21 protein-coding genes and 2 tRNA genes are annotated in these 22,530 nt (G+C 48.5%); 7 read left to right on the top strand and 16 right to left on the bottom strand.

The window, feature by feature from the left end; translation table 11 throughout:
* The first annotated feature begins 457 nt into the window (after positions 1-457).
* Entirely contained in the window at positions 458-628 is a 171-nt protein-coding gene (locus tag OIR97_RS07390; RefSeq protein ID WP_169544928.1) for a hypothetical protein, read from the top strand.
* Between the two features lie 127 nt (positions 629-755).
* On the opposite strand, the gene OIR97_RS07385 is transcribed toward OIR97_RS07390, so the two are convergent.
* Positions 756-1,439 (bottom strand): type 1 glutamine amidotransferase domain-containing protein, encoded by a 684-nt coding sequence (locus tag OIR97_RS07385; protein ID WP_169544927.1) that lies wholly within the window; start codon positions 1,437-1,439, stop codon positions 756-758.
* 122 nt (positions 1,440-1,561) lie between these two features.
* On the opposite strand from OIR97_RS07385, the gene OIR97_RS07380 reads away from it, so the two are divergent.
* Positions 1,562-2,455: a LysR family transcriptional regulator gene (locus tag OIR97_RS07380; RefSeq protein WP_169544926.1), complete on the top strand. Its 894-nt coding sequence runs from the start codon at positions 1,562-1,564 to the stop codon at positions 2,453-2,455.
* Between the two features lie 73 nt (positions 2,456-2,528).
* On the opposite strand, the gene OIR97_RS07375 is transcribed toward OIR97_RS07380, so the two are convergent.
* Positions 2,529-2,864 (bottom strand): DUF2306 domain-containing protein, encoded by a 336-nt coding sequence (locus tag OIR97_RS07375; protein ID WP_246202013.1) that lies wholly within the window; start codon positions 2,862-2,864, stop codon positions 2,529-2,531.
* 20 nt (positions 2,865-2,884) lie between these two features.
* On the bottom strand, positions 2,885-4,432 hold the full coding sequence (gene guaA / locus OIR97_RS07370; protein ID WP_169544924.1) for a glutamine-hydrolyzing GMP synthase: 1,548 nt from the start codon (positions 4,430-4,432) through the stop codon (positions 2,885-2,887).
* Between the two features lie 201 nt (positions 4,433-4,633).
* On the opposite strand from guaA, the gene OIR97_RS07365 reads away from it, so the two are divergent.
* The gene (locus tag OIR97_RS07365) at positions 4,634-6,481 is read left to right on the top strand and encodes a PAS domain-containing sensor histidine kinase (protein WP_169544923.1); all 1,848 of its coding nucleotides are present in this window, start codon (positions 4,634-4,636) and stop codon (positions 6,479-6,481) included.
* 3 nt (positions 6,482-6,484) lie between these two features.
* On the opposite strand, the gene OIR97_RS07360 is transcribed toward OIR97_RS07365, so the two are convergent.
* From OIR97_RS07360 to OIR97_RS07340, 5 genes are all read right to left on the bottom strand, one after another.
* Positions 6,485-6,967, bottom strand: coding sequence for a tetratricopeptide repeat protein (locus tag OIR97_RS07360; protein WP_169544922.1), 483 nt, complete (start codon positions 6,965-6,967; stop codon positions 6,485-6,487).
* 114 nt (positions 6,968-7,081) lie between these two features.
* Positions 7,082-8,389, bottom strand: coding sequence for an RsmB/NOP family class I SAM-dependent RNA methyltransferase (locus tag OIR97_RS07355; protein ID WP_169544921.1), 1,308 nt, complete (start codon positions 8,387-8,389; stop codon positions 7,082-7,084).
* 11 nt (positions 8,390-8,400) lie between these two features.
* Positions 8,401-9,861, bottom strand: coding sequence for an IMP dehydrogenase (guaB, locus tag OIR97_RS07350; RefSeq protein WP_169544920.1), 1,461 nt, complete (start codon positions 9,859-9,861; stop codon positions 8,401-8,403).
* A gap of 173 nt (positions 9,862-10,034) precedes the next feature.
* Positions 10,035-10,757, bottom strand: coding sequence for an RlmE family RNA methyltransferase (locus tag OIR97_RS07345; RefSeq protein WP_169544919.1), 723 nt, complete (start codon positions 10,755-10,757; stop codon positions 10,035-10,037).
* Complete coding sequence (locus tag OIR97_RS07340) at positions 10,754-11,749, bottom strand: Ppx/GppA phosphatase family protein (RefSeq protein WP_219821690.1); 996 nt, start codon at positions 11,747-11,749, stop codon at positions 10,754-10,756. Before OIR97_RS07340 ends, OIR97_RS07345 begins: the two co-directional genes overlap by 4 nt.
* A gap of 295 nt (positions 11,750-12,044) precedes the next feature.
* Between OIR97_RS07340 and OIR97_RS07335 the strand changes: the two genes are divergently transcribed.
* Positions 12,045-12,118: transfer RNA gene (locus tag OIR97_RS07335), tRNA-Gln, on the top strand.
* A gap of 125 nt (positions 12,119-12,243) precedes the next feature.
* On the opposite strand, the gene OIR97_RS07330 is transcribed toward OIR97_RS07335, so the two are convergent.
* Positions 12,244-12,504 carry a hypothetical protein gene (locus tag OIR97_RS07330; protein WP_169544918.1) on the bottom strand — a complete coding sequence of 87 codons (261 nt, stop codon included), beginning with the start codon at positions 12,502-12,504 and terminating at the stop codon, positions 12,244-12,246.
* 233 nt (positions 12,505-12,737) lie between these two features.
* Between OIR97_RS07330 and OIR97_RS07325 the strand changes: the two genes are divergently transcribed.
* Complete coding sequence (locus tag OIR97_RS07325; protein ID WP_169544917.1) at positions 12,738-13,076, top strand: PilZ domain-containing protein; 339 nt, start codon at positions 12,738-12,740, stop codon at positions 13,074-13,076.
* Positions 13,077-13,252: 176 nt separating this feature from the next.
* Complete coding sequence (locus tag OIR97_RS07320; protein ID WP_169544916.1) at positions 13,253-13,930, top strand: hypothetical protein; 678 nt, start codon at positions 13,253-13,255, stop codon at positions 13,928-13,930.
* Positions 13,931-13,938: 8 nt separating this feature from the next.
* Here the strand turns inward: OIR97_RS07320 and OIR97_RS07315 are convergent, their stop codons facing one another.
* Positions 13,939-14,193, bottom strand: a complete 255-nt coding sequence (locus tag OIR97_RS07315) for a hypothetical protein (protein ID WP_169544915.1) — start codon at positions 14,191-14,193, stop codon at positions 13,939-13,941.
* Between the two features lie 164 nt (positions 14,194-14,357).
* Between OIR97_RS07315 and OIR97_RS07310 the strand changes: the two genes are divergently transcribed.
* Positions 14,358-15,623 (top strand): pentapeptide repeat-containing protein, encoded by a 1,266-nt coding sequence (locus tag OIR97_RS07310; protein WP_169544914.1) that lies wholly within the window; start codon positions 14,358-14,360, stop codon positions 15,621-15,623.
* A 45-nt stretch (positions 15,624-15,668) separates the two neighbouring features.
* On the opposite strand, the gene OIR97_RS07305 is transcribed toward OIR97_RS07310, so the two are convergent.
* The 6 genes from OIR97_RS07305 to OIR97_RS07280 all read right to left on the bottom strand — a co-directional run bounded on the left by OIR97_RS07305 (position 15,669) and on the right by OIR97_RS07280 (position 22,521).
* Entirely contained in the window at positions 15,669-15,971 is a 303-nt protein-coding gene (locus tag OIR97_RS07305; RefSeq protein WP_169544913.1) for a hypothetical protein, read from the bottom strand.
* A gap of 56 nt (positions 15,972-16,027) precedes the next feature.
* Positions 16,028-17,923: a two-component system sensor histidine kinase NtrB gene (locus tag OIR97_RS07300; RefSeq protein ID WP_267177824.1), complete on the bottom strand. Its 1,896-nt coding sequence runs from the start codon at positions 17,921-17,923 to the stop codon at positions 16,028-16,030.
* Between the two features lie 318 nt (positions 17,924-18,241).
* Positions 18,242-18,316 (bottom strand) — tRNA-Glu (locus OIR97_RS07295).
* A 117-nt stretch (positions 18,317-18,433) separates the two neighbouring features.
* Complete coding sequence (gene recJ / locus OIR97_RS07290; protein WP_169544911.1) at positions 18,434-20,218, bottom strand: single-stranded-DNA-specific exonuclease RecJ; 1,785 nt, start codon at positions 20,216-20,218, stop codon at positions 18,434-18,436.
* 14 nt (positions 20,219-20,232) lie between these two features.
* Complete coding sequence (gene glpX / locus OIR97_RS07285) at positions 20,233-21,189, bottom strand: class II fructose-bisphosphatase (protein WP_181017905.1); 957 nt, start codon at positions 21,187-21,189, stop codon at positions 20,233-20,235.
* 51 nt (positions 21,190-21,240) lie between these two features.
* Positions 21,241-22,521 (bottom strand): homoserine dehydrogenase, encoded by a 1,281-nt coding sequence (locus OIR97_RS07280; RefSeq protein WP_219821689.1) that lies wholly within the window; start codon positions 22,519-22,521, stop codon positions 21,241-21,243.
* Positions 22,522-22,530: the final 9 nt, after the last annotated feature.

Genomic DNA, 22,530 nt, shown 5'->3' with positions numbered 1-22,530 from the left:
TTCGTCCAGAGAGATTTCTCGGGGCGTGCAAAAGATTTTCATAAAGTCCCGGCCTCCGTAAAGCACCAGAACTGTTTTCAATCCTCGCGGTGTCAATGCTCATAATCCGGATGGGAAATCTCTATTTCAAGCACGGCGCCATAAAAAAGCGTCCCAAAAGTTCATCCATATATCCGGTCGGCGCCCAAAAAATTCAGACGTCCTTGACATCGTTATCTATTGACTGCTGCCAGTCGCTCGTTTCTATGTTTCTGTGTCCTTAAGGCAGGTTGCCCTTCGGAAATAGCAGCAAATCAATAAAAGAAGTATGGCACATTTAATCTGTAAATTCAAGTTTTCTAATATCAAAAATTGACCCTGATTTCGACCAACAAAAAACGTATTTTATCTTTACCTAAAATTCATGGATTAACGCTAAAGTCCTTTTATGTTCAGATTTACGCTGGGAGTAAACAGTATGGCCAGCACATACCTAGAGACTGACAAACGAGCAATCGCACAAAATCTAATTGATACATGTGGGTTACACCGGGCCCTTCATGCCGCACGCCAATTTGGCTGGCACGATATCGCATCAGAGATTGCTTATAAAATTGACCGACAATCGGCAATCGAAACAACTCACTGAGCGTCGTAGCCAGACACCTGAGAGGATTGCAAAGCCGGCCGTGTTTTTCCGCGAGACGCGGTTTTGCAAGACAGGCTTTGCGATATGTGTCCTCCGGCTAGTTCTAAAGCCAGTTTGACGGCGGCCATTATCTAAGCGATTTCACCACCAGTGTCGCGACTTCGGCAGAAGACGCCGGATTTTGTCCTGTAATCAGGTTTCCGTCCTGAACAACAAAGGGCGCCCAGTCATCTGACTTGTGGAAATCACCCCCTCGGTCTTTGAGCGTATCTTCCAGCAATTGTGGTACGACACCCGTCAGACCGACAGCGGCCTCCTCAGAATTGGTAAAACCAGTGACTTTACGGTTCTTTACAAGATAGTCCCCACTTTTTTCTTTAGCATTCGCAAGCGCGATGGGCGCATGACAAACGGCTGAAACGATTTTGTCCGTGGCCCAAAATTCTTCAATTAGCCGAATGGAATTTGCATCTGAAACCAGATCAAACATTGGGCCATGACCACCAGGGTAAAAGACGGCATCAAAATCGCCAGATGTTACCTCTGATATTTTCTTCGTATTTGCCAAGGCTTCGTTGGCTTCGTGATCCCCCTGAAAACGGCGAGTATCCTCCGTTTGTGACGCCGGATCATCGCTTTTCGGATCAAGCGGTGGCTGTCCACCTTCAGGGGATGCCAGTGTCAGCTCAAAACCTGCATCCCGAAACACGTAATAAGGCGCGGCTAATTCTTCCAACCAGAATCCCGTCTTCTCCCCAGTATCGCCAAGACGGTCATGGGACGTCAAAACAACAAGAATTTTCTTTGACATATTTTCATCAACTCCGATCAATTACATGCAAGTACGCTTAGTGCTATCTATTATTGTTGCTGATGGTTTACTATAGGCGCAAATTGAAAAACATTATTTCCATATAGAAACAATAGCCCCCTATGTTACAGATTGACGGAATTCAGGAATTTGCGATGGTGGCTGAAACCGAAAGCTTCACCAAGGCAGCTCAGCGCCTCTCCGTATCAACATCCCATATTTCAAAACAAATCAGTGCATTGGAAGATCGTCTGGGCGTAAAACTCTTCAGTCGTTCGACCCGTGTCGTTCGGCTAACCGATATCGGTACGGCGTATTACCGAAAGATCTCCGATGTTCTGGACGGTTTGGAAGAAGCCAATCACAGCGCGTCGGCGCGTAACACTGAATTGGCAGGCAAGATAAAAGTTGCAGCAGCCGGACCTTTCGCTGAAGAAAAAATATCCCCCCTTCTCGTCGCATTTGCAAAAGAAAATCCGGGCGTTTTCATCGAAATGATTTTTGATACACAATTTGTCAATTTGATCGATAATGGATTTGATTTTGCCATTCGCTACGGCACATTACCTGAAAATGGAATGATTGCCAGAAAGCTCTCGAGCCGAGAAATGGTGTGCGCGGCCACCCCCGACTTCCTGTCGCAATATGGCCAGCCGAACCATCCCAATGAGTTAAAGAACTATCCATGCCTTCTTATCAACAGTGATCTTTGGCACTTCATGGATCGGCAATCAGGGGACCCAATAGATGTCCGGGTTTCCGGCTCCTGGAAGGCCAACAGCATGTTGGCCACAAAAGCCGCCGCGATCAACAGTCTGGGGATCATTTACACGCCAAAAACAAACTTGGAAGAGGAACTCAGATCCGGAACATTGATCCCAATTCTTGAAGGCTATGAAGACAGAAGCCGATCCCAGTGGATCGTTTATCCTGAACGCCGGCATATGCCAGTGCGTGTCCGAAAAGCAATTGACTATATCGTAACCGCTTTCTCCAACACGTCCACGATCCCCTAATGGCGTCACTCTGGCGATCTCTTAATCAAACGGTCAATAATCCACATGCACAATGTTCAATCCGAACCATACTTTACGCACCAGATAAAAGCTGACTGATGAAGCGTCCCGGAAGCATGGCAAAAAAGCCCGCGACCAAGGCTCCTGCATATGTGCCGATCATAAAGCCTTTATGAACACGAATACGCCCGGTTCTGGCGGCCCAAAGGCCAATTACCAGACAAAGAAGAGTCCAAACGGATAATAAATGTATCCAGCTATAAGATCCTGGGCTTAATTCGCGAATTTCAAAAGAAATCATGGCTGCGATGCCCATGAACAACATCCAAATGCGGCCAACAAGACGGTGGCGTCCGGTTCCTTTCTCGCTGAACAGATTAAAGCCGCCCAAAAGGGCGGCTCCAAGCATTAACACCAAATGTAACCAGATTATTCCCACTCAATCGTCCCGGGAGGTTTTGAGGTTGTGTCATAGACAACTCTGTTAATCCCTTGAACTTCATTGATAATTCGAGTCGATACACGCCCCAAAAAGTCGTGTTCAAAAGGATAATAATCTGCTGTCATACCATCCGTAGAGGTGACAGCCCGCAGAGCACAAACATAATCGTAAGTACGATTATCGCCCATGACCCCAACAGTCCGAACGGGAAGCAACACGGCAAATGCTTGCCATATTTCGTCATAGAGACCTGCATTTCGAATTTCTTCGAGGTAAATAACGTCTGCTTTGCGCAGGATGTCCAGTCTCTCGCGGCTCAGAGCCCCTGGTACCCGAATGGCGAGGCCCGGCCCCGGGAAAGGATGGCGATCAACGAGTTCAGGCGCCATTCCCAACTCACGGCCCAGTGCCCGCACTTCGTCTTTAAAGAGTTCCCGAAACGGCTCCAGCAGTTTCATGTTCATACGTTCGGGCAAGCCACCCACATTATGATGCGACTTGATCGTTACGCTGGGTCCTCCGGAAAAAGACACGGATTCAATAACGTCTGGATATAGTGTGCCTTGGGCAAGGAATTCTGCGCCGCCGATTTTACTCGCCTCTTCATCAAAAACGTCAATAAAGATCCGTCCGATGATTTTGCGCTTGGTTTCCGGATCATCCTGACCTTCCAGTTCGTTTAAAAACAGGTCGGATGCATCTCTGTGGATAAGCGGGATATTATATTTATCCCGGAACAGTGATACAACCTGTTCGGATTCGCCTGTCCGCATAAGGCCGTTATCCACATACACACATGTCAGTTGATCACCGATTGCTTCATGAATCAAGACCGCAGCGACGGAACTATCAACACCGCCAGACAGGCCACAAATAACTTTTGCATCCCCCACCTGGAGGCGGATCGCTTCAATTGCCTGCTCTTTAAACGCAGCCATGGTCCAATCACCTGCAAGCCCGCAAATTTTATGAACAAAATTTGAAAGCAATTTGTCACCCTTCAAGGTGTGAACCACTTCAGGGTGGAACTGAACAGCATAAAAATTGCGCTTAATATCCGCAATCGCGGCAAAGGGGGCACCTTTTGACGTTGCGACGGTATCAAATCCTTCTGGGATTTGCGTCACTGTATCGCCATGGCTCATCCAAACTTGGTTGCTGGATCCAACGTCCCAAACGCCGTCAAACAGAGGGCATTCCTTTTTGACTTCAAGCATCGCCCGGCCAAATTCACGATGGTCTGGCGCCTCAACGCGTCCACCCAATTGCGCGCACATGGTCTGCTGACCATAACAGATCCCCAAAACGGGAATTCCCATCTCAAAAACCCGCTTAGGTGCACGAGGGGTTTCGTCTCCAATAACGGAGGCGGGCCCACCGGAGAGAATGATGCCACTGGGAGAAAAACTATCAAGTTTCTCTTCTGCAATATTAAATGGAACAATCTCGCTATAAACCCCAGCCTCACGGACACGGCGCGCGATAAGCTGAGTGACCTGACTTCCAAAGTCGATGATCAAAATACTGTTTTTCATAGACGGTGTTTAGCCTCACTAATGAGAGAAGTCCAGCGGATTTACGTGTTTTTTGACCACTTGAACGCAAAAGAATTTAGTACATCATTTTTGCACTTCTTCCAAAGTCTTTACTCTTTAGCAATGTGTCGATATGAAATTAATTAAAATAAAGAAATGTTCTATTATTGATTTGCGCAATAGCGATGAAAGTGGCCCAGAGTGGATTACCTGACGATTGATCTGTTTGAACTGTTTGTTGTCGGCATTGTCTTTGTCAGCCTCTGTATTTTTACAGTGGAAGTAGATGCAAAGAACAAAAGCCTGAAACTGATACTGGGATCAGGTTTTCTACTTTGGATCGGCTTTTTGATTAGCTATCTGACCAACCCACCCATTAAACTGGACGGCATTTCGTTGATCGGATTCGATTTATGTTACGTTGCCATGGCATTTTATGGCTTGGCAGTCTTTCCTCTGATCGTCGGCCTAAAACACCGATACAGCGAAATCAAAGACACTGAAACAGAAAGTATCAAGCGCCAGATTGCCGAACATGAACTCTCTCAAAACAACAAACTGATCGCACAAATTCTGGAGGCATCCCAAAATGGATACTTACTTCTGGACATGGATTATCGAATACTGTTTGCGAACAAAAGCCTTCAAGAGCTTTTAAGTATCCCGGCAAGCCTCTGCCGCCCGGGCACGCCATTTAAAAATGTCATCGCGCATCTAGCTGACAAAAACGAATTTGAAAAGCAAGACACTGAAACCCTGTTTAACGATTGGGTCGATTTCATCGCACAAAATGATCACATCCATTACCAACGCAAGCGGCCCGATGGCACGATACTGGATATTGAAAACAGGAAAATACAGGAACTTGGATTGCTTTCAGTCTATGTGGACATAACCAAACAAGCTATTGCCGAATTAAAGCTGAAGAAAAGCGAAGAAAAATTTCGGGATTTCAGCATGTCAGCGTCTGACTGGATGTGGGAAATCGATCAAGATTTTGTACTGACCTATCTGTCTAAACTCGGGCAAAAAACACTCGGCCGGAAATTACGTCTGGTTCTGGGAAGAGACATGAGAGAGCTTCTTGATATGTTTGAAGATCAGGACAATTGGAACGCGCTGATCCTTCAACGATCGACCCCCGCCCCGTTTAAAGACTTTGAAACTGTTTACTGCCACCCCGACGGAACAAAACGCTATCTCGCTATTTCCGGAAAACCAATTTTTAACGCAAGTGGCGAGTTTGCGGGATACCGTGGCATCGGGCGCGACGTCACATCCAGTGTTCTCGTTCAGGAACAACTCAGGCAATCCCAGAAAATGGAAGCCATTGGCCGCCTTACGGGAGGCATTGCCCATGACTTCAATAATCTGCTGGCAATCCTTCTGGGAAATGCCGAACGGTTGCGCGAACTGATTAATCTCGATGAAACCGAACAGCATCGAATGCTGAAAAACATTGAAAAGGCCACATTGCGTGGGGCAGATTTAACCCAGCAACTGCTGTCTTTTTCAAGAAAACAACATTTGAACCCGCGTGCTACTGATATAAAAACAGAGCTGTCAGGCTTTTTTTCTCTCCTCTCCCGAGGAACCGGAAAACAAATTCAAATTAAAGTCGAACATCCAAAAGACCTATGGCCGGCCCATACAGATTTGGGCCAACTGGAAAATGCTCTTTTAAATCTGGTTAATAACGCGCGGGATTCCATGCCGTCCGGCGGAGAAATTGTTATTTCAACGCGAAACCACATACAGGCTGAAAAATTCAGGAACCGCGCAAATGACTTTCCGGCCGGTGACTATGTTGCCATCAGCGTCACCGATACCGGTGCGGGAATACCGGCAGAACATCAGGAGAAAATATTTGAGCCCTTCTTTACCACCAAGGAGATTGGAAAAGGAACCGGTCTGGGCCTGAGTATGGTTTTTGGATTTATAAAACAATCCAATGGTCATATCAGTGTTCAAAGTGACGGAAAGAAAGGAACAGTATTTACGCTGTTCCTTCCAAAAGCGACACAGGCCCACGCTGTTGCGGCCGAGTAACTGTTAGCTGTTTTTTTCTTTATAATCAGAAACGGCCCGTTTCAACATGGTATATTCAGGGCAACCGAAGGTGCAAATTTCATCCAGTCTGGACAAATGCTCTTCTGCTTTCTTTAAATTCCCCGTCATCAAATAAGCTTCACCAATATATTCATTGGCTCCGCGGTGGTTTGGGTTAATGGACAATGCTTGCTCGTAGTAACCGAACGCCTTGTCAAAGGCTCCCATCTTCCGGCTTGCATAGCCCATATAGTTGAACGCATCCGCATTCTTCGGGTTTTTCTTCACAACCATGGAAAAAGACTGAATTGCGCCTGTCCAATCCTGACTTTCAATTTGCTTTTTCCCAAGTGCGTATTCCGCGGGTTCAGTGACTGTTACTTCAGTTGAATCAGAGCTTCCCCCCATCCCAAACACCACTTGAGACATAAGAAGTTGCGTGGCCGCGATCGTACATATCACTGTAAAAAAAGGACGTAATCTCATAGCACACCCCATCATGTTTTTCGGAACGAGTATAAAAGACTTCTAAAATAGATGACCAGCTGATTATGAACAGTTGTGCGTCCAGTCACATGTTTACGCAGCGTCTTTTGGTATCTAAGACGCTGATTGCCGCTCCAGCACCGCAGCGAAGAAACCGTCAGGACCGCCGTCAGTTGGACGAAAGGCCAGGAAATCTCCTGAATAGTCGCCGCTTAAACCACACTCTTTCCAAATATCAGCAACCGGCACACGCACAAAATCAGGATTTCGTTCCAGAAATGCGCTCACCTGGGCCTCATTTTCAGACTGAAAAACAGAACATGTGGCATAAATCAGCCGTCCCCCAACAGCGACAAGCCGTCTTGCCTGTGACAGGACATCCCGTTGTACACTTATCAAATCATCCAGTGCTTCCTGGCTAAAGGACCATTTTTGGTCCGGCTGCCGTCGCCAGGTTCCCGAACCACTGCAGGGTGCATCGACAAATACCCGATCTGCCGACAAGCCTAAGCGGTCAAAAATTTCCTCGTCCTTTTCGGATTGCTGCAGGCACGAGGCTTCGATGATATCGACTTGGGCGCGCCGCTTTCGAAGCGCTATATCCTTCATTCTGCGTTCGCTGATATCAAACGCAAAAATCTGCCCCTGATTGGTCATTTGCGCCGCAATCGCCAGCGATTTTCCGCCAGCCCCCGCACAATAATCAACAACGGTCTGACCCGCCTTGGCATCTGTCAGCAGTGATGCAACCTGCGCGGCTTCATCCTGTATTTCAATCAAGCCTTTTTCAAAAACGGCTGTTTGCTGAAGCCGAACATTTGTTGGGACTGTTAGAGCCACCGGGGAGTATTCTGTGCGTGCCGCCTCGATATCGTCCGCCGCCAAAAGTTCGATAACCCGATCCACATCTGTTTGCAGGCTATTGACCCGCACTGTGAGGGGTGACCGCTCTTGAAAACGTAAAACAAGATCAGCAGCGTCCTCACCATACTGATCCGTCAGCAATTCCAAAATCCATTCCGGCATATTGCCAACGGCCCAATCAGGCATCTCGTCAGCGTTTCGCGAACAGGCAGACAGAAGGCCCTCTCTTTCGTCGTCCGAGAGCGGCTCCTGAACATGTGGGCCATCCAGAAACTCTGCCTCGAAATCAGCAATATCCGCACCACTGAACAAAAGCTGCGCTAAACAACATTGCAGGCGACTGTCATTGCTCAAGCCAGACTGCGCCGACAACCAGCGGATTTCACCCTGACGCCGAAAATAACTGAAGATAAATTCAGTTACCCAGCGCCGGTCTTTCGATCCCGCATACCGACGGGTCCGAAAATAATTTCGAATTCTATGTTCCACCGGCCCGGGTTCAGCATGCCACTGATCCAGAATTTCGATGACGGCTGACAGCCGGGCAGATGATTTCATACTATTTGTTCCTAACCTTGACGGTAATTCGGAGCTTCACGTGTAATCGCCACATCATGAACGTGGCTTTCTTTTAGGCCGGCATTTGTAATTCTTACAAAACTGGCATTCTTCTGGAGTATGTCAATGGTTTCACTTCCCGTATAACCCATTGCCGCTTTCAAGCCGCCAACCAATTGATGGACCACTGCGTTGGCAGGTCCGCGATGCGGTACCCGTCCCTCAATACCTTCTGGAACCAGTTTCAAATTATCGGAAACCTCTTCCTGGAAATAGCGATCAGCAGATCCACGGGCCATTGCCCCCAAGGATCCCATGCCCCGATAGGATTTGAACGAACGCCCCTGGAACAGGAACACCTCTCCCGGACTTTCATCCGTACCGGCCAGCAAGGAGCCAATCATCGCACATGTTGCACCCCCTGCGAGGGCCTTAGCCAAATCGCCTGACGTCTTGATGCCGCCATCTGCAATAATGGGAATATTATTCTTCCGAGCGACTTCCGCAGCATCCATAATGGCTGTTAATTGGGGCGTTCCAACTCCTGCAACGATACGGGTCGTGCAAATCGAACCCGGTCCGATGCCAACCTTCACGGCGTCAACACCAGCCCCGATTAAAGCTTCTGTACCGCCTGCCGTCGCAACATTACCGCCAATGACCTGAACCGTTTTGTTCAGTGCCTTGACTTTGGTAACGGCCTCCAGAACACGAGAGGAATGCCCGTGCGCGGTGTCAACAATCAGAACGTCAACTTCAGCAGAGATCAATTCCTGGGCGCGTTCCAATCCGTCGTCCCCGATACCGACGGCAGCGGCAACCCGTAACCGGCCTTTATCGTCTTTACTGGCATCTGGATAAAGCGTCGAACGCTCGATATCCTTTACTGTGATCAGCCCGATACAGCGATAGCTGTTATCGACAACCAACAGTTTTTCAATACGGCTTTTATGCAGAAGGGCCTTGGCTTCCTCGTGAGACGCCCCTTCTTTTACCGTGATCAGGTTATCCCGTGTCATCAATTCATACACGGCCTGACTGGTATCGTTCGCAAAACGAACATCGCGGTTGGTCAGGATACCGACCAGTTTTCCGTTTTTGCGTTCCGTTACCGGAATACCGGAAATTTTGTTGATCTGCATCAGATGCAAGGCTTCAGAAAGAGGTGCATCGGGTGAAATCGTAACAGGGTTCACAACCATACCTGCTTCGAATTTCTTAACGCGCCTGACTTCGTTGGCTTGCTCTTCGATTGACAGGTTTTTATGGATAACCCCTATTCCGCCCAACTGAGCCATGGCAATGGCCATCGCAGACTCAGTGACCGTATCCATCGCGCTGGATATCAACGGAATGCCCAGCTCAATCGAGTTGGTAAGACGGGAGGTTGTATTAACTTGGGCAGGGAGGATGTCTGAAGCTGCAGGTTGCAGCAACACATCATCAAATGTATATGCTTCTCGGATTTTCATGGCAACTCCTTCGGAATTGCAGCGCAATCATAACGGCAGTTTTTTAAATTCCTAGTCTAAAAAAAGGGGAGCCGCATTTTTTTTGCAGCCCCCTAAAACAAGAGGAAAACGCGAAACAATCACGATCCATACAGGCCGCACCACGTAATTAAATAAGGTGCGCCATAATACAGTCAGGACTTTTCACCTCGGAAGCCGGTAGCAACCACATAGGCTTCTGCCGAATCCGGTCTGCTGGCATCTGGTTTTGCATGACGTACAGTCGAGAAATTTCGTTTCAATTGTTCCAGCAACGCGTTTTCCGTCCCGCCTTTTAAAACCTTCGCAACGAAGATCCCGCCAGGGGCAAGAACGTCTTCTGCAAAAGCAAGGGCCAGCTCAACCATATACACGATGCGCAGATGATCCGTTTGACGGTGGCCTGTTGTCGGCGCCGCCATGTCAGAGATCACTGCATTTACCGGCCCGCCCAGAGCATTCTTCACCTTCACATCAGCGTCGTCTTCTGTGAAATCGAGCTGCATGACCTGCGCACCCTGAATGGGCTCCATCTCAAGGATATCAACAGCCAACACCTGCCCTTTTCCTTTATCCGAGCCAACCCGGTCGATCGCGATTTGCGTCCAGCCGCCGGGCGCTGCACCAAGATCGACGACGGTGTCTCCTGACTTCAGCAATTTATACCGATCATCGAGCTGCATAAATTTAAACGCTGCACGAGACCGCAAGCCCCGGGTACGGGCTTCGATCACATAAGGATCGTTAAGTTGCCGCTCCAACCAAAGTTTGGACGAATATTTTCGGCCGCGTGCGGACTTTACCTTTGTATGAAGCAAGCGCCCGGTCGTTTCGGTACTACCCGGCCCCTTCTTCTTTTTTCCGCCTGATCCACTCATGTCTCTACCTTACTCAAATTCGTCTTTTGTGCTACTTTGTCGGCGGTGTCCTGCTCCCGATCGGCTTCTTTCATCAAACCAACCAAAAGGCCTTCTCTAACACCCCGGTCCGCAACCCGTAATTTTCGGATGGGCCACTGGTTATGCATCGCTTGTACAATCGCACATCCCGACACCACCAGATCTGCCCGTTCTTCACCGATGCAAGGCTCCTGGACCCTGTCATCATAATTGCTGTTTGCCAGCCGTTCGCATATTTCAATCATCTTGGACGTATGCAGCCAAGCCCCATCCACCCGGCGACGATTATATCGCTTCAGACCAAAATGCACCCCGGCAAGTGTCGTGACCGTCCCAGAGGTTCCCAGCATCTGGACTTGCCCTTGACGAATAAAGTCTGCAATCCCATGCTGTTCTTCAAACCGAGCAATATGTTCTGTCACATCCGCGATCATATTCTGATAGGCATCCCCTGACAGGGTGACCCCGCCATGTCGTTCCGTCAGCGAAACCACGCCATAGGGAATAGAGGTCCAGCCAAGGACTTCTGTTCTCTGCCGGTTCCGAAGGCGCAGCCAAACCAGTTCAGTACTTCCTCCGCCAATATCAAAAACCAACGCATTTTTGTTGCGGTGATCCAAAAGAGGAGAACAGCCGTCAACGGCAAGCCCCGCCTCTTCCTCGGTGGTGATAATGTCGAGCTCTATACCAACTTCAGTTTTCACGCGGTCGAGAAATTCGGTACTGTTTTCCGCCTGCCGGCATACTTCCGTCGCAACACATCGCATACGGGAAACGCCCTGACGTTGCATTTTGTCAGCACAGATCTGCAAGGCCTCAACAGTTCTATCCATAGCGCCTGAGGACAATAGACCGGTCCGGCTAACGCCCTCCCCCAGTCTTACGATCCGTGAAAAACTGTCAACGACACGAAAACTTCCCGCCTCTGGCTTTGCCACCAGTAACCGGCAATTATTGGTCCCAAGATCCACGGCCCCATAAGTATGGGACCATCTGCCTTTTGATTTTGCTGCTTGGAATCTTGGTTTCTTCCGGAATCTCCTACGGTTATCGCGCCCACTCCTTGGACTATCGTTCACTGTCACTCAAATTTGCCCTCCACGAGCATGATTTCCGGGCCTACAGGCCAATTTTCCGTAGAGTAACAGTTTCCAATCAAATTTTCAGAAATATTTTATTTCAAAAACTTTTTCATAGTTTGTTGACAAGGTTTGCCCGACTTGGTATCAGACCGGCCTACCGACGCCAGTCGAACAACATTTCTGGTGGGGAATCGTCTAATGGTAGGACAACGGACTCTGACTCCGTCAATCCTGGTTCGAGTCCAGGTTCCCCAGCCACTCTCTTCTGTATTAATCGATATTCTTTAGCCATTCCTGTGTTACAGGTCCCCATCTGTTTATACCCAATTGGGCACAAAAAAACGGCCCGAAGGGCCGTTACTGTGGGACAGACGATTATACAGTCAGGCGTTTTTTGATCGTTCGCCCAGCTCTTCAATGAAGCCTGTAATTTCGCCAAGTTCTTTTGACAGAGAATGTAAATCGCTGGCCTTATCCTTGAAAGGCATCGTATTTTTTTCGGCAACCGTTTCTGTCAGCATTTCAAGTGCGGCCAAATTAGCCATATTTGCACGATCTGCGACAGTTTTTCTGTCGAGTTTAGCGGGCTTGGAAATATCCGCTTTCAAGCCATCGACGAGAGATCTTAGTTCAGCCTGCTGCATTGTTTTTTCCTCTTTGGCGGCTTTCGCCGCGCAACCGAACCCAAAACCGGGCATATTAGGAAAAATATCGCTTCATTCTAAACAAACTCTTAACAAGCTGGCAAAGTATTTCTGCAATTCGCCGCTTTTTACGCGAATGCAAACTTGTTTTTAACTATTTTAGTCAAAATTCTTCTGACGTTCATTGATCGATATTGCTGTCGATCCTTTTTAACTTTACGAGGGGAAAGTTAATGTCACTAGAAAAAACAGACAACCGAAGAGAACATCGGCGTGTTTTGATCTCTAACGCTGCGACGGTGGAAACGGGTGAAAATGAATTTCCGGGTCGTATTCTGAATATCTCGGCTGGGGGAGCCGGTATTCGGATGGATGTAAGCTTGATGGATAATACCCGCATCACCGTGAATATTGAAAATCTGGGTATTGTTCCGGCAAAAGTCGTTCGGCAGATGAAAGACGGCGTCGGCGTAAAATTTGAATTGTCTGAAGAAAAGGAAAAAAGGTTTATTGAGCAGATCACTCAAATCGTCGCTCAAAAGCGTCTGGAAAACGACGCTGAAACGGCGTAGTGCATCCCCTTGCCGTTTCTCCAAGTCCTGAAATTTATGTGACAGCTTGTTTATTAAACTGTAGGTTTTTGAAAAACGAATACCTTCAAAAGCGTACAGGGATAAACCGTGAGCACGTTTACTTCATCAAAAAACAACCTTTCTCTGGCGCACCAAAAAACCGTGGGCGAGCCATCATGGTTGTTATGGCTGTTTTTCCGCCTGTTATGATTGCAATCAGCCTGCTTACCCGGATTACGCATCCCGATTTCTACTTTGCCTATGTCGAGGGGGAACTTGGCCTTGTGGAGAACGGAACCGTCCTTCTATTGTTTCCCGCCGTTTTGTTCGGCGTTGCCTCCTTGGTGAAAGCCAAATCTCTCAACAACCCGTTCCTAACCGGCTGGATCCTCTTGAATACGTTAGGCTGCTTTTATTTTATGGGGGAAGAAGCAAGCTGGGGTCAGCATTGGTTTGGCTGGGCCGCCGATGGTATTTTTGAGGATCATCCCCGCGGAGAAACCAACATCCACAACACAAACCACTGGTTTGATCAAAAGCCAAAAATTCTGGTGGAAGCCTGGACGATTATTGGCGGAATAATCATTCCATTGACTGTCCTGTATAAAGGGCGAAAACGGACCATTCAGGACAGAACCATCTGGTACTGGATCTGGCCGACCTACATATGTCTGCCAACCGCTGTTATTGGCCTGCTCATTAAAAATACAGAGCGTGTCAGGCAGGCATTTGATTTGGCCCTACCCGCCCCATTTGACATTCGATTTAGCGAGCCTCAAGAGTATTATTTCGGGCTTTTCTTCTTTTTGTATATGTATTCGCTGTTCAAACGGATCAGACGCGAAACACCATAATAAAGGGACTACCCACCTTGACGTCCGGCAAATAGAATCTGTCTGGCTTCCTTGAAAAAATCCTCTGCAAGATCGAGTTCTGCCTTTATTTCTGCGAGGCTTTTTGCTTTGTCTTCATCGGACAAACCGCCGCCGTCTTTAAATTCCTGCAAGCTCTCAACACCGATATTTGCGGCCAGGTAAAATCCCTTTTTCAAATAGGCCGCTTTTCGATCTTCAATCCACTCCTGAAGAGAGTCTACTTGATTTTGTGTAATTTCCATTTGTAGCTCCAAAAAAATACAGTGATAAAGGTTTTTACCCCCTGATAGGAAACGAACTATTAACTTTGCTTCCTTAATACTAAAATTGTAGAGAAATGTTTCCTATTCAGTTTAGGAATATGTCTCTATTGTCCTAAAATTGGATAAAAATGTTAGAGGGTACAATGACGTCTTTGACGCCGAATGAAATTATGACAATGCTGGAACTGCATGCGAAGTGGCTTCGAAATTCGAAGGATGGAAAGCAGGCATCATTTAATCAGCAGGATTTTTCAGGGGCTAATTTCGAAAACGCCAAGTTACAGAAGTCAATTCTCTCTGGCTGTCGCCTCTCTCGCGCAATCTTGCGGGGCGCCAATCTCATTTCCGCCGATCTCTTCGCTGTTGATCTGACAAAAGCCGATCTGACGAATGCTCTTCTTATCCGTGCTGACTTAAGAGGCGCTGAACTGAAAGGCGCCAGACTAAATGGTGCCAATTTGCAGGAAGCTGACTTTCGCGGTGGGTCCATGATTTTGGCGGGTGGTCGTACTGTCACTTTTGGGTCTTCGGACCTAAGCGATTCTGATATGGAAGACGTTATTGCCGAAAAAGCAAATCTGACTGGTGCAAATCTGGCGGGGGCCTCTTTGGCAAACGCAAATTTATCCTATTCACAGCTCTCTGGAGCAAACTTGTCAAACTCGGTTCTGGAAAATGCAGGATTGATCGGCTCTGATATGTCTGGCTGCAATTTGGAAAATTCTAATCTGAATGGCGCCGACCTGACCAATGCCAACCTGGCCGGTGCCAATATTGACGGTGTAGATTTTTCCAATGCAACTCTCAAAGGTGTTAATCTGGACGGCGTAGACCTCTCCAAGGCCAAATCTATTTCAGCAGGGCAAGAAGAAGAACAGGCCTCTGCCCCGTTGCCTCCCAGCCTGCAAACCATTCTGGAGAAACATTTTGTCTGGGTTGCATCAAATGGCAGTCAAGGAGAACGGGCGAACTTGATGAACATGGACCTGTCCAATATGGACCTCAGCGAATGCGCGCTGAGTGGTGCCAATATGAAAGGGGCAGATCTTCGGAAAGCGAACCTGAAAGGCTCACAAATGGTCATGACGGATATGTCCAGCTGCAAACTGGAAGGTATCAATTTATCCCAGACAGTAATGGAAGGCGTCAATCTTTCTCGTTCGGACCTTACAAAAGCCAATCTGACAGGCGCCCTGATCACTGCAGTTGATCTCAAAGATCACAAAGGGGTCCCGCTGGGCAAAAAATGGCCTGCAAATCTGACAGCCGCGATTTTTAAAGGGGCGAACCTAAAGAACGCCGATTTAACAGAGGCAAACCTGATCGATGCCAATTTTATTGGGGCTGATCTTTCCGGGGCGATTTTAACAGGCGCTGATATCGAGGGCGCCAAATTCGACGCCAAATAATAACATCTGGCCTCTAAGCACTCCAGATCCGGCCATTCGGCCATTTTAGTGAATTTTGTTATCCCGCACGCCTTTATCAACTTCATAAACATGTACAAAATATCCGGCCATCGGGTTCCGGTCCAAATATTCCCGCAAATAGTCTTTGCAGGCCTGACTGGCATTGCGGATAAAATACTGCCACAAAGGCTCCATCGGGCTGGTTTTCGTATCCTTGTGCGGGATGCTGATCGAGCCCCCCCACTCCACATTAAAGCCGTTCAGGTAATTTTCAGCATAATGCCGAAAAACTGAAGCCTCATCTATTCGGATACCGGCTTTATTTTCAAAACATAAACGCAAATCCATGAGTGTATCCATTTCTCTTGCAACAGAGGTTACGTGACGATTTTTTATGAACTTCTTTACGACGCTACCTTAATGGTGTGCCGGGGTAAATACATATACACTTCTGTGCCTTCCCCGACCGTACTCTCTAACCATATGGCCCCGTCCGACTTTTTTGCAAACCCATAAACCATACTCAGACCCAGACCTGTTCCCTTACCTGTCTCCTTTGTCGAAAAGAACGGAGTTAGGACCTTTTCTTTGTCTTCCTCTTTAATGCCGCAGCCATTATCTTTAACCACCAACAAAACATAATGGCCCGCCGGAAGTCCCAGAGACATCTGTCCTTCAGAAAGCGCAACATTCTCAAGCGACAGGGTTAGCCGGCCCTGTTCCTTTTCCTGCATGGCATCACGGGCATTGATACACAGATTAAGCAGGGCATTTACAAACTGGTCCCTGTCCGCATAACTCTGCCACAGATCTGAATCCGACGTGTACCGTAGCTCGATGGTGCTGCCCAGACTGGTTTTCAAGATGTCCAGCATCTGTTCAATTTCAGATCCCAGATCAAGAATAGTGGGGTGTAACGTGTCTTTTCTGGCAAAAACCAGTAATTGCTTGATAAGCTTGGAACCGCGTTGCGCGGCATAGACAATATTTTCTAGTTTTTCGCTACGAAAATCTTTTTCTTGCTCCAGCTGTTCCGCCAGCAACTCTGCATTCCCCATGATAATCCCAAGAAGGTTGTTAAAGTCGTGGGCGACACCGCCTGTCAGATGGCCCACAACCTCCATCTTCTGAGACTGCTGCAACTGCGCTTCCAACTCGGTGCTGACCGTTATATCCTGACCGACACCCCGATAACCCAGAAAGCGCCCATCGTCGGAATAATATGGCTTTCCAGAGATCTGCCAGCGCCGGCGTTGTCCGTCTTGCCGGATAAAGGTATAGCTAAAGTCCTTGAAGGGCCGCCTGTTCGCCAGATCTTCCAGATGTCCCCGCCAGAAATCCATATCTTCGGATTGAGTAACAAGCTGCTGACGCGTCATACCCAACATTTCACTGATATCCATTCCCGCATAATCGCAGGCCGATTCCGATATATATGAAAAGCGGAGATCTGAATCAGTTTCCCAATACCAATCAGAGGCAGCTTCGGTAAACCCCTTGAACCTTTCCTGGCTTTCGCGCAATTTCTGTTGAGCCATTACCTCGTGCGTTACATCCTTCTGGATCGCAATGTAATTTGAAATAACACCTTTTCTATCTATAACGGGCGTGATGGTTTCCTGGCACCAGAACAATTCACCGTTCTTCCGGCGATTGTAAACGTTTCCCTGCCAGCTTTCGCCGGATTGGATCGTCTGCCAAAGATCTTCATAGGTCCCCGCTTCAGTTTTTCCGGAGTTCAAAATATTCGGGGTCTTCCCGATTGTTTCTGACCAGCCATAGCCCGTAATTTCTGTAAACCCCGGGTTGATATATTTGATCGCGCCATCCTTATCCGTAATCATCACACCGTTCGGCGTTTTGTTCACGGCCATCATCAGGACTTTTAATTGATTTCCGGCACGCCGGTTGGGTCTGTCATCTTCGGTGATACGGCCGGATCCCCTAAACCCGATTGTTTCGCCAGCCTTGTTAAGAACAGGAATTGCCCTCAACCCTAGCAACAAAAGAGAATTCCCCTCTGTTTTAATTGTCAGCATTTGAAGGGAAAAAGACTTTTTCGCTTTTAACAAAGTATCCAGTTGACGCAGCTCGTCTTCGGCGCTGGAATTTTCGAGAAAATAAAATTGGCTCAGAATGCTGATGAGGTTTTTACCGACAAAAATTTTGTGCGGCGCCTCCACTGCCTCTTCGAGGCGACCGTTGGAATAGACGAGCACATTATTTTCGTCGATTTCCCACAACCAGTCTGAGACCAGTTCGGCAAAGTCATTTAACGCGCGCTCTTTTTTCAGTTTCACTGAGTCCAAACCGTACCCATTTGCCAAGCAATCCAATGCGCAACCCGCTCCCCATAGAGGACCCGGCTGTCAGTCATTCACGGTAAACCTACTACAATCAAAATTAAAATTTAGTAAATTTTCGGCAATTCGTCACGCAATATCAGTAACTTAGACTAAGTGAATAGTACGGAATATGCCATTAATCATAGCTGAAAACGGTAAAACTATGGCATTAGTTTAGATATTACTATTCTGATATGAAATAGTTGCTTAGCTATTCGTTCTTACAAAAAGGAAAAGAGCGACACCCGCGTCAGAAGGAGCATACCTTAGAAATGGCATCCCCTAGGGGAGTCGAACCCCTGTTTCCAGAATGAAAATCTGGCGTCCTAACCACTAGACGAAGGGGACACAGTGTGTCGCTGGAGGCAGGATTTAAAGGTCTTCTGCCGACATAGCAAGTAAAAAATTCGTTCTTTTTCATTTTTTTTTGCTTTTTCCCTCAAAGGGCGCAGAACACCTTTCTTATCAGGAAAGTCTTATAGCATCCTCAATAAGCAATTGAGCCGAAGTCTCCCCCCGCCAAGTGTTCTTTCTCAGATGACCGGCAATGTGAAAGCTGGCTCCCTTGTGTGAAATGAGGGCATCACCAAGTGGCGTTTCAAGACTGCGAAAACTGATGCCAGCCAAGCGCCCCCGATTACCAGAACCGGTCATGATGCACCTCACGTGGCTTTCACCCACAATACTGGCAGTAACGATGCGTACATTCGATAAAACAAATCTGGGCTCTGGATTTCCGGCTCCGTAAGGGCCGCCCATCTCCAGGTGATTGATTAACTCGACAGTCGCCCCCTCAACCCCCAATGCCCCGTCGACGCCCAGACTGGCCGATTGTATGGCCGTATCCACGTCCTTGGAAAGGCGCTCGCTTAAAAAACGCCGGAAGGCATCAATCTGGCCTTTTTCAATGGTCAGGCCCGCTGCCATGGCATGGCCGCCCCCTGCCACGATATGTCCTAGATGACGGGCTGCCCCTACAGCGGCCCCCAGATCGACCCCCGGAACAGAGCGACCGGACCCTTTGCCCAGTTCACCGTCCAAACCGATAATAACTGTTGGTCGTTTGAAAGCATCTTTAACGCGGCTTGCAACGATACCAATAACCCCCGGATGCCAACCCTCTCCGTCGATCACTAAAACAGAATCTCCTGCCTTGCTCGCCTTTTCGGCCTTCTCTAAGGCCTCATCAGTAACCAGCGCCTCGATCTCTTTGCGTTCCTTATTATAGTCATCAAGGAAACCCGCAAGTTTCTGGCACTCTTCCGGATTGTTGCTTGATAGAAGCTGCGGCCCATATTCCGGGCGGCCAACACGCCCCCCCGCATTGACCCGAGGGCCCAGAAGATAACCCAAATGATACGTTCCCGGCATTTCATCCAGGCCAGCGACATCACTCAGGGCCACAAGCCCCGGATTAGTCCGGCGGGCCATCACCTTCAAACCTTGCGTAACAAAGGCCCTATTAAGCCCTTTCAACGGCACGACATCGCACACTGTTCCCAACGCAACGAGGTCCAACAAGGTCATCAGATTTGGCGGCGGTCTATCCCCAAACCAACCGGCATTTCTTAAATCCCTGTTGATGGCAACGCAAAGCAGGAACGCAACCCCGACAGCAGCAAGATAGGTATATTCCTGACTTTCATCGTGCCGTTTCGGATTGATGACAGCCTCCGCCTGTGGAAGACGGGTTTCTGCCTGATGGTGGTCAACAATGACAACGTCCAGACCAATTTCTTTCGCATGATCCATGACGTCAAAAGAAACAATGCCGCAATCGACAGTGATCACAAGATTGATGCCTTGCTCCTTGAGATGGTCAAAGGCCGGCTTGTTGGGCCCGTACCCTTCTTTCATCCGATCAGGAATATAAACCAGCAAAGGAATACCAAGCAGGTCGAAATATCGTTTCAGCAGCCCCGAAGACGTGGCGCCATCGACATCATAATCACCGAAAACGGCAATTTTTTCGTTATTCTGAACTGCTTTGATAATGCGTGTAGACGCCTTATCCATATCTTTGAAACTGGATGGATTGGGCATCATGTCCCGCATAGTGGGACTTAAATACTGTTCGGCCTCGTCCAGCGAGACTCCCCGTCCGGCAAGAACCCGCCCAACAATTTCCGGCAGGTCCAGACGCTGGGAAAGCGCAAGGCCCAGACGTTCATCCTGCGAACGAAGGCGCCAGCGCTTTTCCTGAAGGGAGCATTCAACACCCAGAAAAGCCGGTATCTCATGCTCACTCATTTTATCTCTCCGGCTTAGGCGCTGTGATCCCCGCGCACATAGCGAATAGTTCCTGTGTGGGAGCGCATGACAATTGAGTCAGTATGAACGCGATCCCCTACACGGCGAACCCCACGCAACATGGATCCATCCGTCACCCCACTAGCGGCAAAGATCACGTTGCCAGCAGCCAATTCTTCGAGATTATATGTTCTACCGAGATCGGTAATGCCCCATTTGGCAGCACGGGCTTTTTCATCATCATTCCGGAAAACCAAACGTCCTTGCATCTGACCACCGATACAACGCAGGGCTGCCGCTGCCAGAACCCCTTCAGGAGCACCACCTGTACCGACATACATATCAATACCAGTATCTTTATCTGCGGTGGCCATAACGCCTGCAACATCACCGTCAGAGATCAGCTTGATGCGTGCGCCGGTTTCGCGGATGCTTGCAATAATATTGGCGTGACGTGGACGATCCAGAACGCAGGCCATTGTCTGACTGACGGGAACACCCTTGGCATCTGCGATGGCTTTCATATTTTCGCCCGCAGACCGGTCAATATCAATAACCCCTTCAGGATACCCGCCGCCAACGGCGATCTTTTCCATATAAGTGTCAGGAGCATTCAGAAAATTACCTGATTCCGCAAAGGCAATAACAGCAAGTGCGTTCGGTCCGCCCTTTGCCGTCAGGGTCGTTCCCTCTAGCGGATCAAGTGCGATATCGATCTTTGGTCCGTTACCTGTACCGACTTTTTCGCCGATATACAGCATAGGCGCCTCATCCCGCTCGCCTTCACCAATTACAATCGTTCCGTCGATATCCAGATCGTTCAACGCTGTCCGCATTGCGTCAACAGCAGCCTGATCCGCAGCTTTTTCGTCGCCAAGACCAACCAGATTACAGGCAGCGCGAGCCGCAGCCTCAGTCACACGAACAATTTCGAGTGTAAGTTTTCTATCCAGTTTCGAAATTTCTGACATTTTTACATCTTCCAGCAAAGTAGACGCCGACGACACTTCGGCATCATCATATTAAAGTTTTGCAATTCTAATCATTCGTGGCCGATCCACACTATGATCAAATTCATTAATTTGGTCCAGCGCACGGCACAGCGCGGCTTCCTGAACCTCGTGGGTTGTCAAAACGACTGAGACGGCCTCTTCAGGCGCTCTCCCCCTTTGTAATAAGCTTTCAATAGACACTTTTTCGTCGCGGAAAACAGCAGAAATATCCGCGATCACACCCGGTCGATCAAATACGTTTAATCGCACATAATAGCAACCGACATGCTGTTCGACAGGCACTGCCGGGATAGATACCATTTTATCGACTGGAATACCAAATGTAGGCGATGTGCGCGCCGCGCCAATATCAACAATGTCCGCAACCACAGCAGACGCTGTCGGTCCCTCGCCCGCACCGCGTCCTTCATAAACGGTCGTGTCGACAAAATCACCTTCCGCGACAACCGCATTAAAAACGCCCGAGACATTGGCAATTGGCGTATCCTGGCGCACCATGCAAGGATGAACGCGCTGCTCAATTCCCTTATCCGTTTTTCTTGCAACACCCAGCAATCGAATGCGATACCCGAATTCTTTTGCAAGGGAAATATCCAACGCTGAAACTTCCCGGATACCTTCAATATAAACACTGTCAAAATCGACCGGAGTTCCAAAAGCCAGACTGGTCAAGATCGCCAGTTTATGCGCGGCATCGACACCATCCACGTCGAAACTCGGATCTGCTTCGGCATATCCCAAAGCCTGAGCTTCTGACAGGATAGCGCTAAAGTCGCCGCCAGTTTCTTCCATTTCGGTGAGGATATAATTGCAGGTTCCGTTCAAGATGCCATAAACGCGGCTGATGGCATTGCCTGCCAACCCTTCGCGCATGGCTTTGACGATAGGAATGCCGCCAGCAACGGCCGCTTCATACGCCAAGGTTGTTTTTTTGCCTTCGGCAAGTTTCGCCAATTGCTGCCCATGCACTGCAAGCAACGCCTTATTGGCCGTTACAACGGGCTTTCCGAGGTTAAGGGCCGCTTCGCACAAATCTTTAGCAACCCCTTCACTACCGCCGATCAATTCAACAACAAGGTCAACATTCGGATCTGATGCGATGTCAACAGCATTGTCATACCAGGTAAGCCCTTCAAGCGACACGCCACGATCTTTCGATCGGTCACGCCCGGAGACGGCTACGATTTCAAAATCACTGCCGCTACGATCACTGAGGAGCTGACGATGTTGACGAAGCACCTTTATGACGCCGACACCAACTGTTCCAAGACCTGCAATACCAACTTTCATAATTCTTGC

Source organism: Sneathiella aquimaris, assembly GCF_026409565.1.
Classification (GTDB): domain Bacteria; phylum Pseudomonadota; class Alphaproteobacteria; order Sneathiellales; family Sneathiellaceae; genus Sneathiella; species Sneathiella aquimaris.
The sequence above is the reverse complement of the archived record's forward strand: the minus strand, read 5'-3'. Positions and strand labels throughout refer to the sequence as shown.

Coding starts and splice junctions, on each gene's coding strand:
- OIR97_RS07390 (WP_169544928.1), top strand. CDS start 458: ATGGCCAGCACATACCTAGAGACTGACAAACGAGCAATCGCACAAAAT.
- OIR97_RS07385 (WP_169544927.1), bottom strand. CDS start 1,439: ATGTCAAAGAAAATTCTTGTTGTTTTGACGTCCCATGACCGTCTTGGC.
- OIR97_RS07380 (WP_169544926.1), top strand. CDS start 1,562: ATGTTACAGATTGACGGAATTCAGGAATTTGCGATGGTGGCTGAAACC.
- OIR97_RS07375 (WP_246202013.1), bottom strand. CDS start 2,864: ATGCTTGGAGCCGCCCTTTTGGGCGGCTTTAATCTGTTCAGCGAGAAA.
- guaA (WP_169544924.1), bottom strand. CDS start 4,432: ATGAAAAACAGTATTTTGATCATCGACTTTGGAAGTCAGGTCACTCAG.
- OIR97_RS07360 (WP_169544922.1), bottom strand. CDS start 6,967: ATGAGATTACGTCCTTTTTTTACAGTGATATGTACGATCGCGGCCACG.
- OIR97_RS07355 (WP_169544921.1), bottom strand. CDS start 8,389: ATGAAATCATCTGCCCGGCTGTCAGCCGTCATCGAAATTCTGGATCAG.
- guaB (WP_169544920.1), bottom strand. CDS start 9,861: ATGAAAATCCGAGAAGCATATACATTTGATGATGTGTTGCTGCAACCT.
- OIR97_RS07345 (WP_169544919.1), bottom strand. CDS start 10,757: ATGAGTGGATCAGGCGGAAAAAAGAAGAAGGGGCCGGGTAGTACCGAA.
- OIR97_RS07330 (WP_169544918.1), bottom strand. CDS start 12,504: ATGCAGCAGGCTGAACTAAGATCTCTCGTCGATGGCTTGAAAGCGGAT.
- OIR97_RS07325 (WP_169544917.1), top strand. CDS start 12,738: ATGTCACTAGAAAAAACAGACAACCGAAGAGAACATCGGCGTGTTTTG.
- OIR97_RS07320 (WP_169544916.1), top strand. CDS start 13,253: ATGGTTGTTATGGCTGTTTTTCCGCCTGTTATGATTGCAATCAGCCTG.
- OIR97_RS07315 (WP_169544915.1), bottom strand. CDS start 14,193: ATGGAAATTACACAAAATCAAGTAGACTCTCTTCAGGAGTGGATTGAA.
- OIR97_RS07310 (WP_169544914.1), top strand. CDS start 14,358: ATGACGTCTTTGACGCCGAATGAAATTATGACAATGCTGGAACTGCAT.
- OIR97_RS07305 (WP_169544913.1), bottom strand. CDS start 15,971: ATGGATTTGCGTTTATGTTTTGAAAATAAAGCCGGTATCCGAATAGAT.
- recJ (WP_169544911.1), bottom strand. CDS start 20,218: ATGAGTGAGCATGAGATACCGGCTTTTCTGGGTGTTGAATGCTCCCTT.
- glpX (WP_181017905.1), bottom strand. CDS start 21,189: ATGTCAGAAATTTCGAAACTGGATAGAAAACTTACACTCGAAATTGTT.
- OIR97_RS07280 (WP_219821689.1), bottom strand. CDS start 22,521: ATGAAAGTTGGTATTGCAGGTCTTGGAACAGTTGGTGTCGGCGTCATA.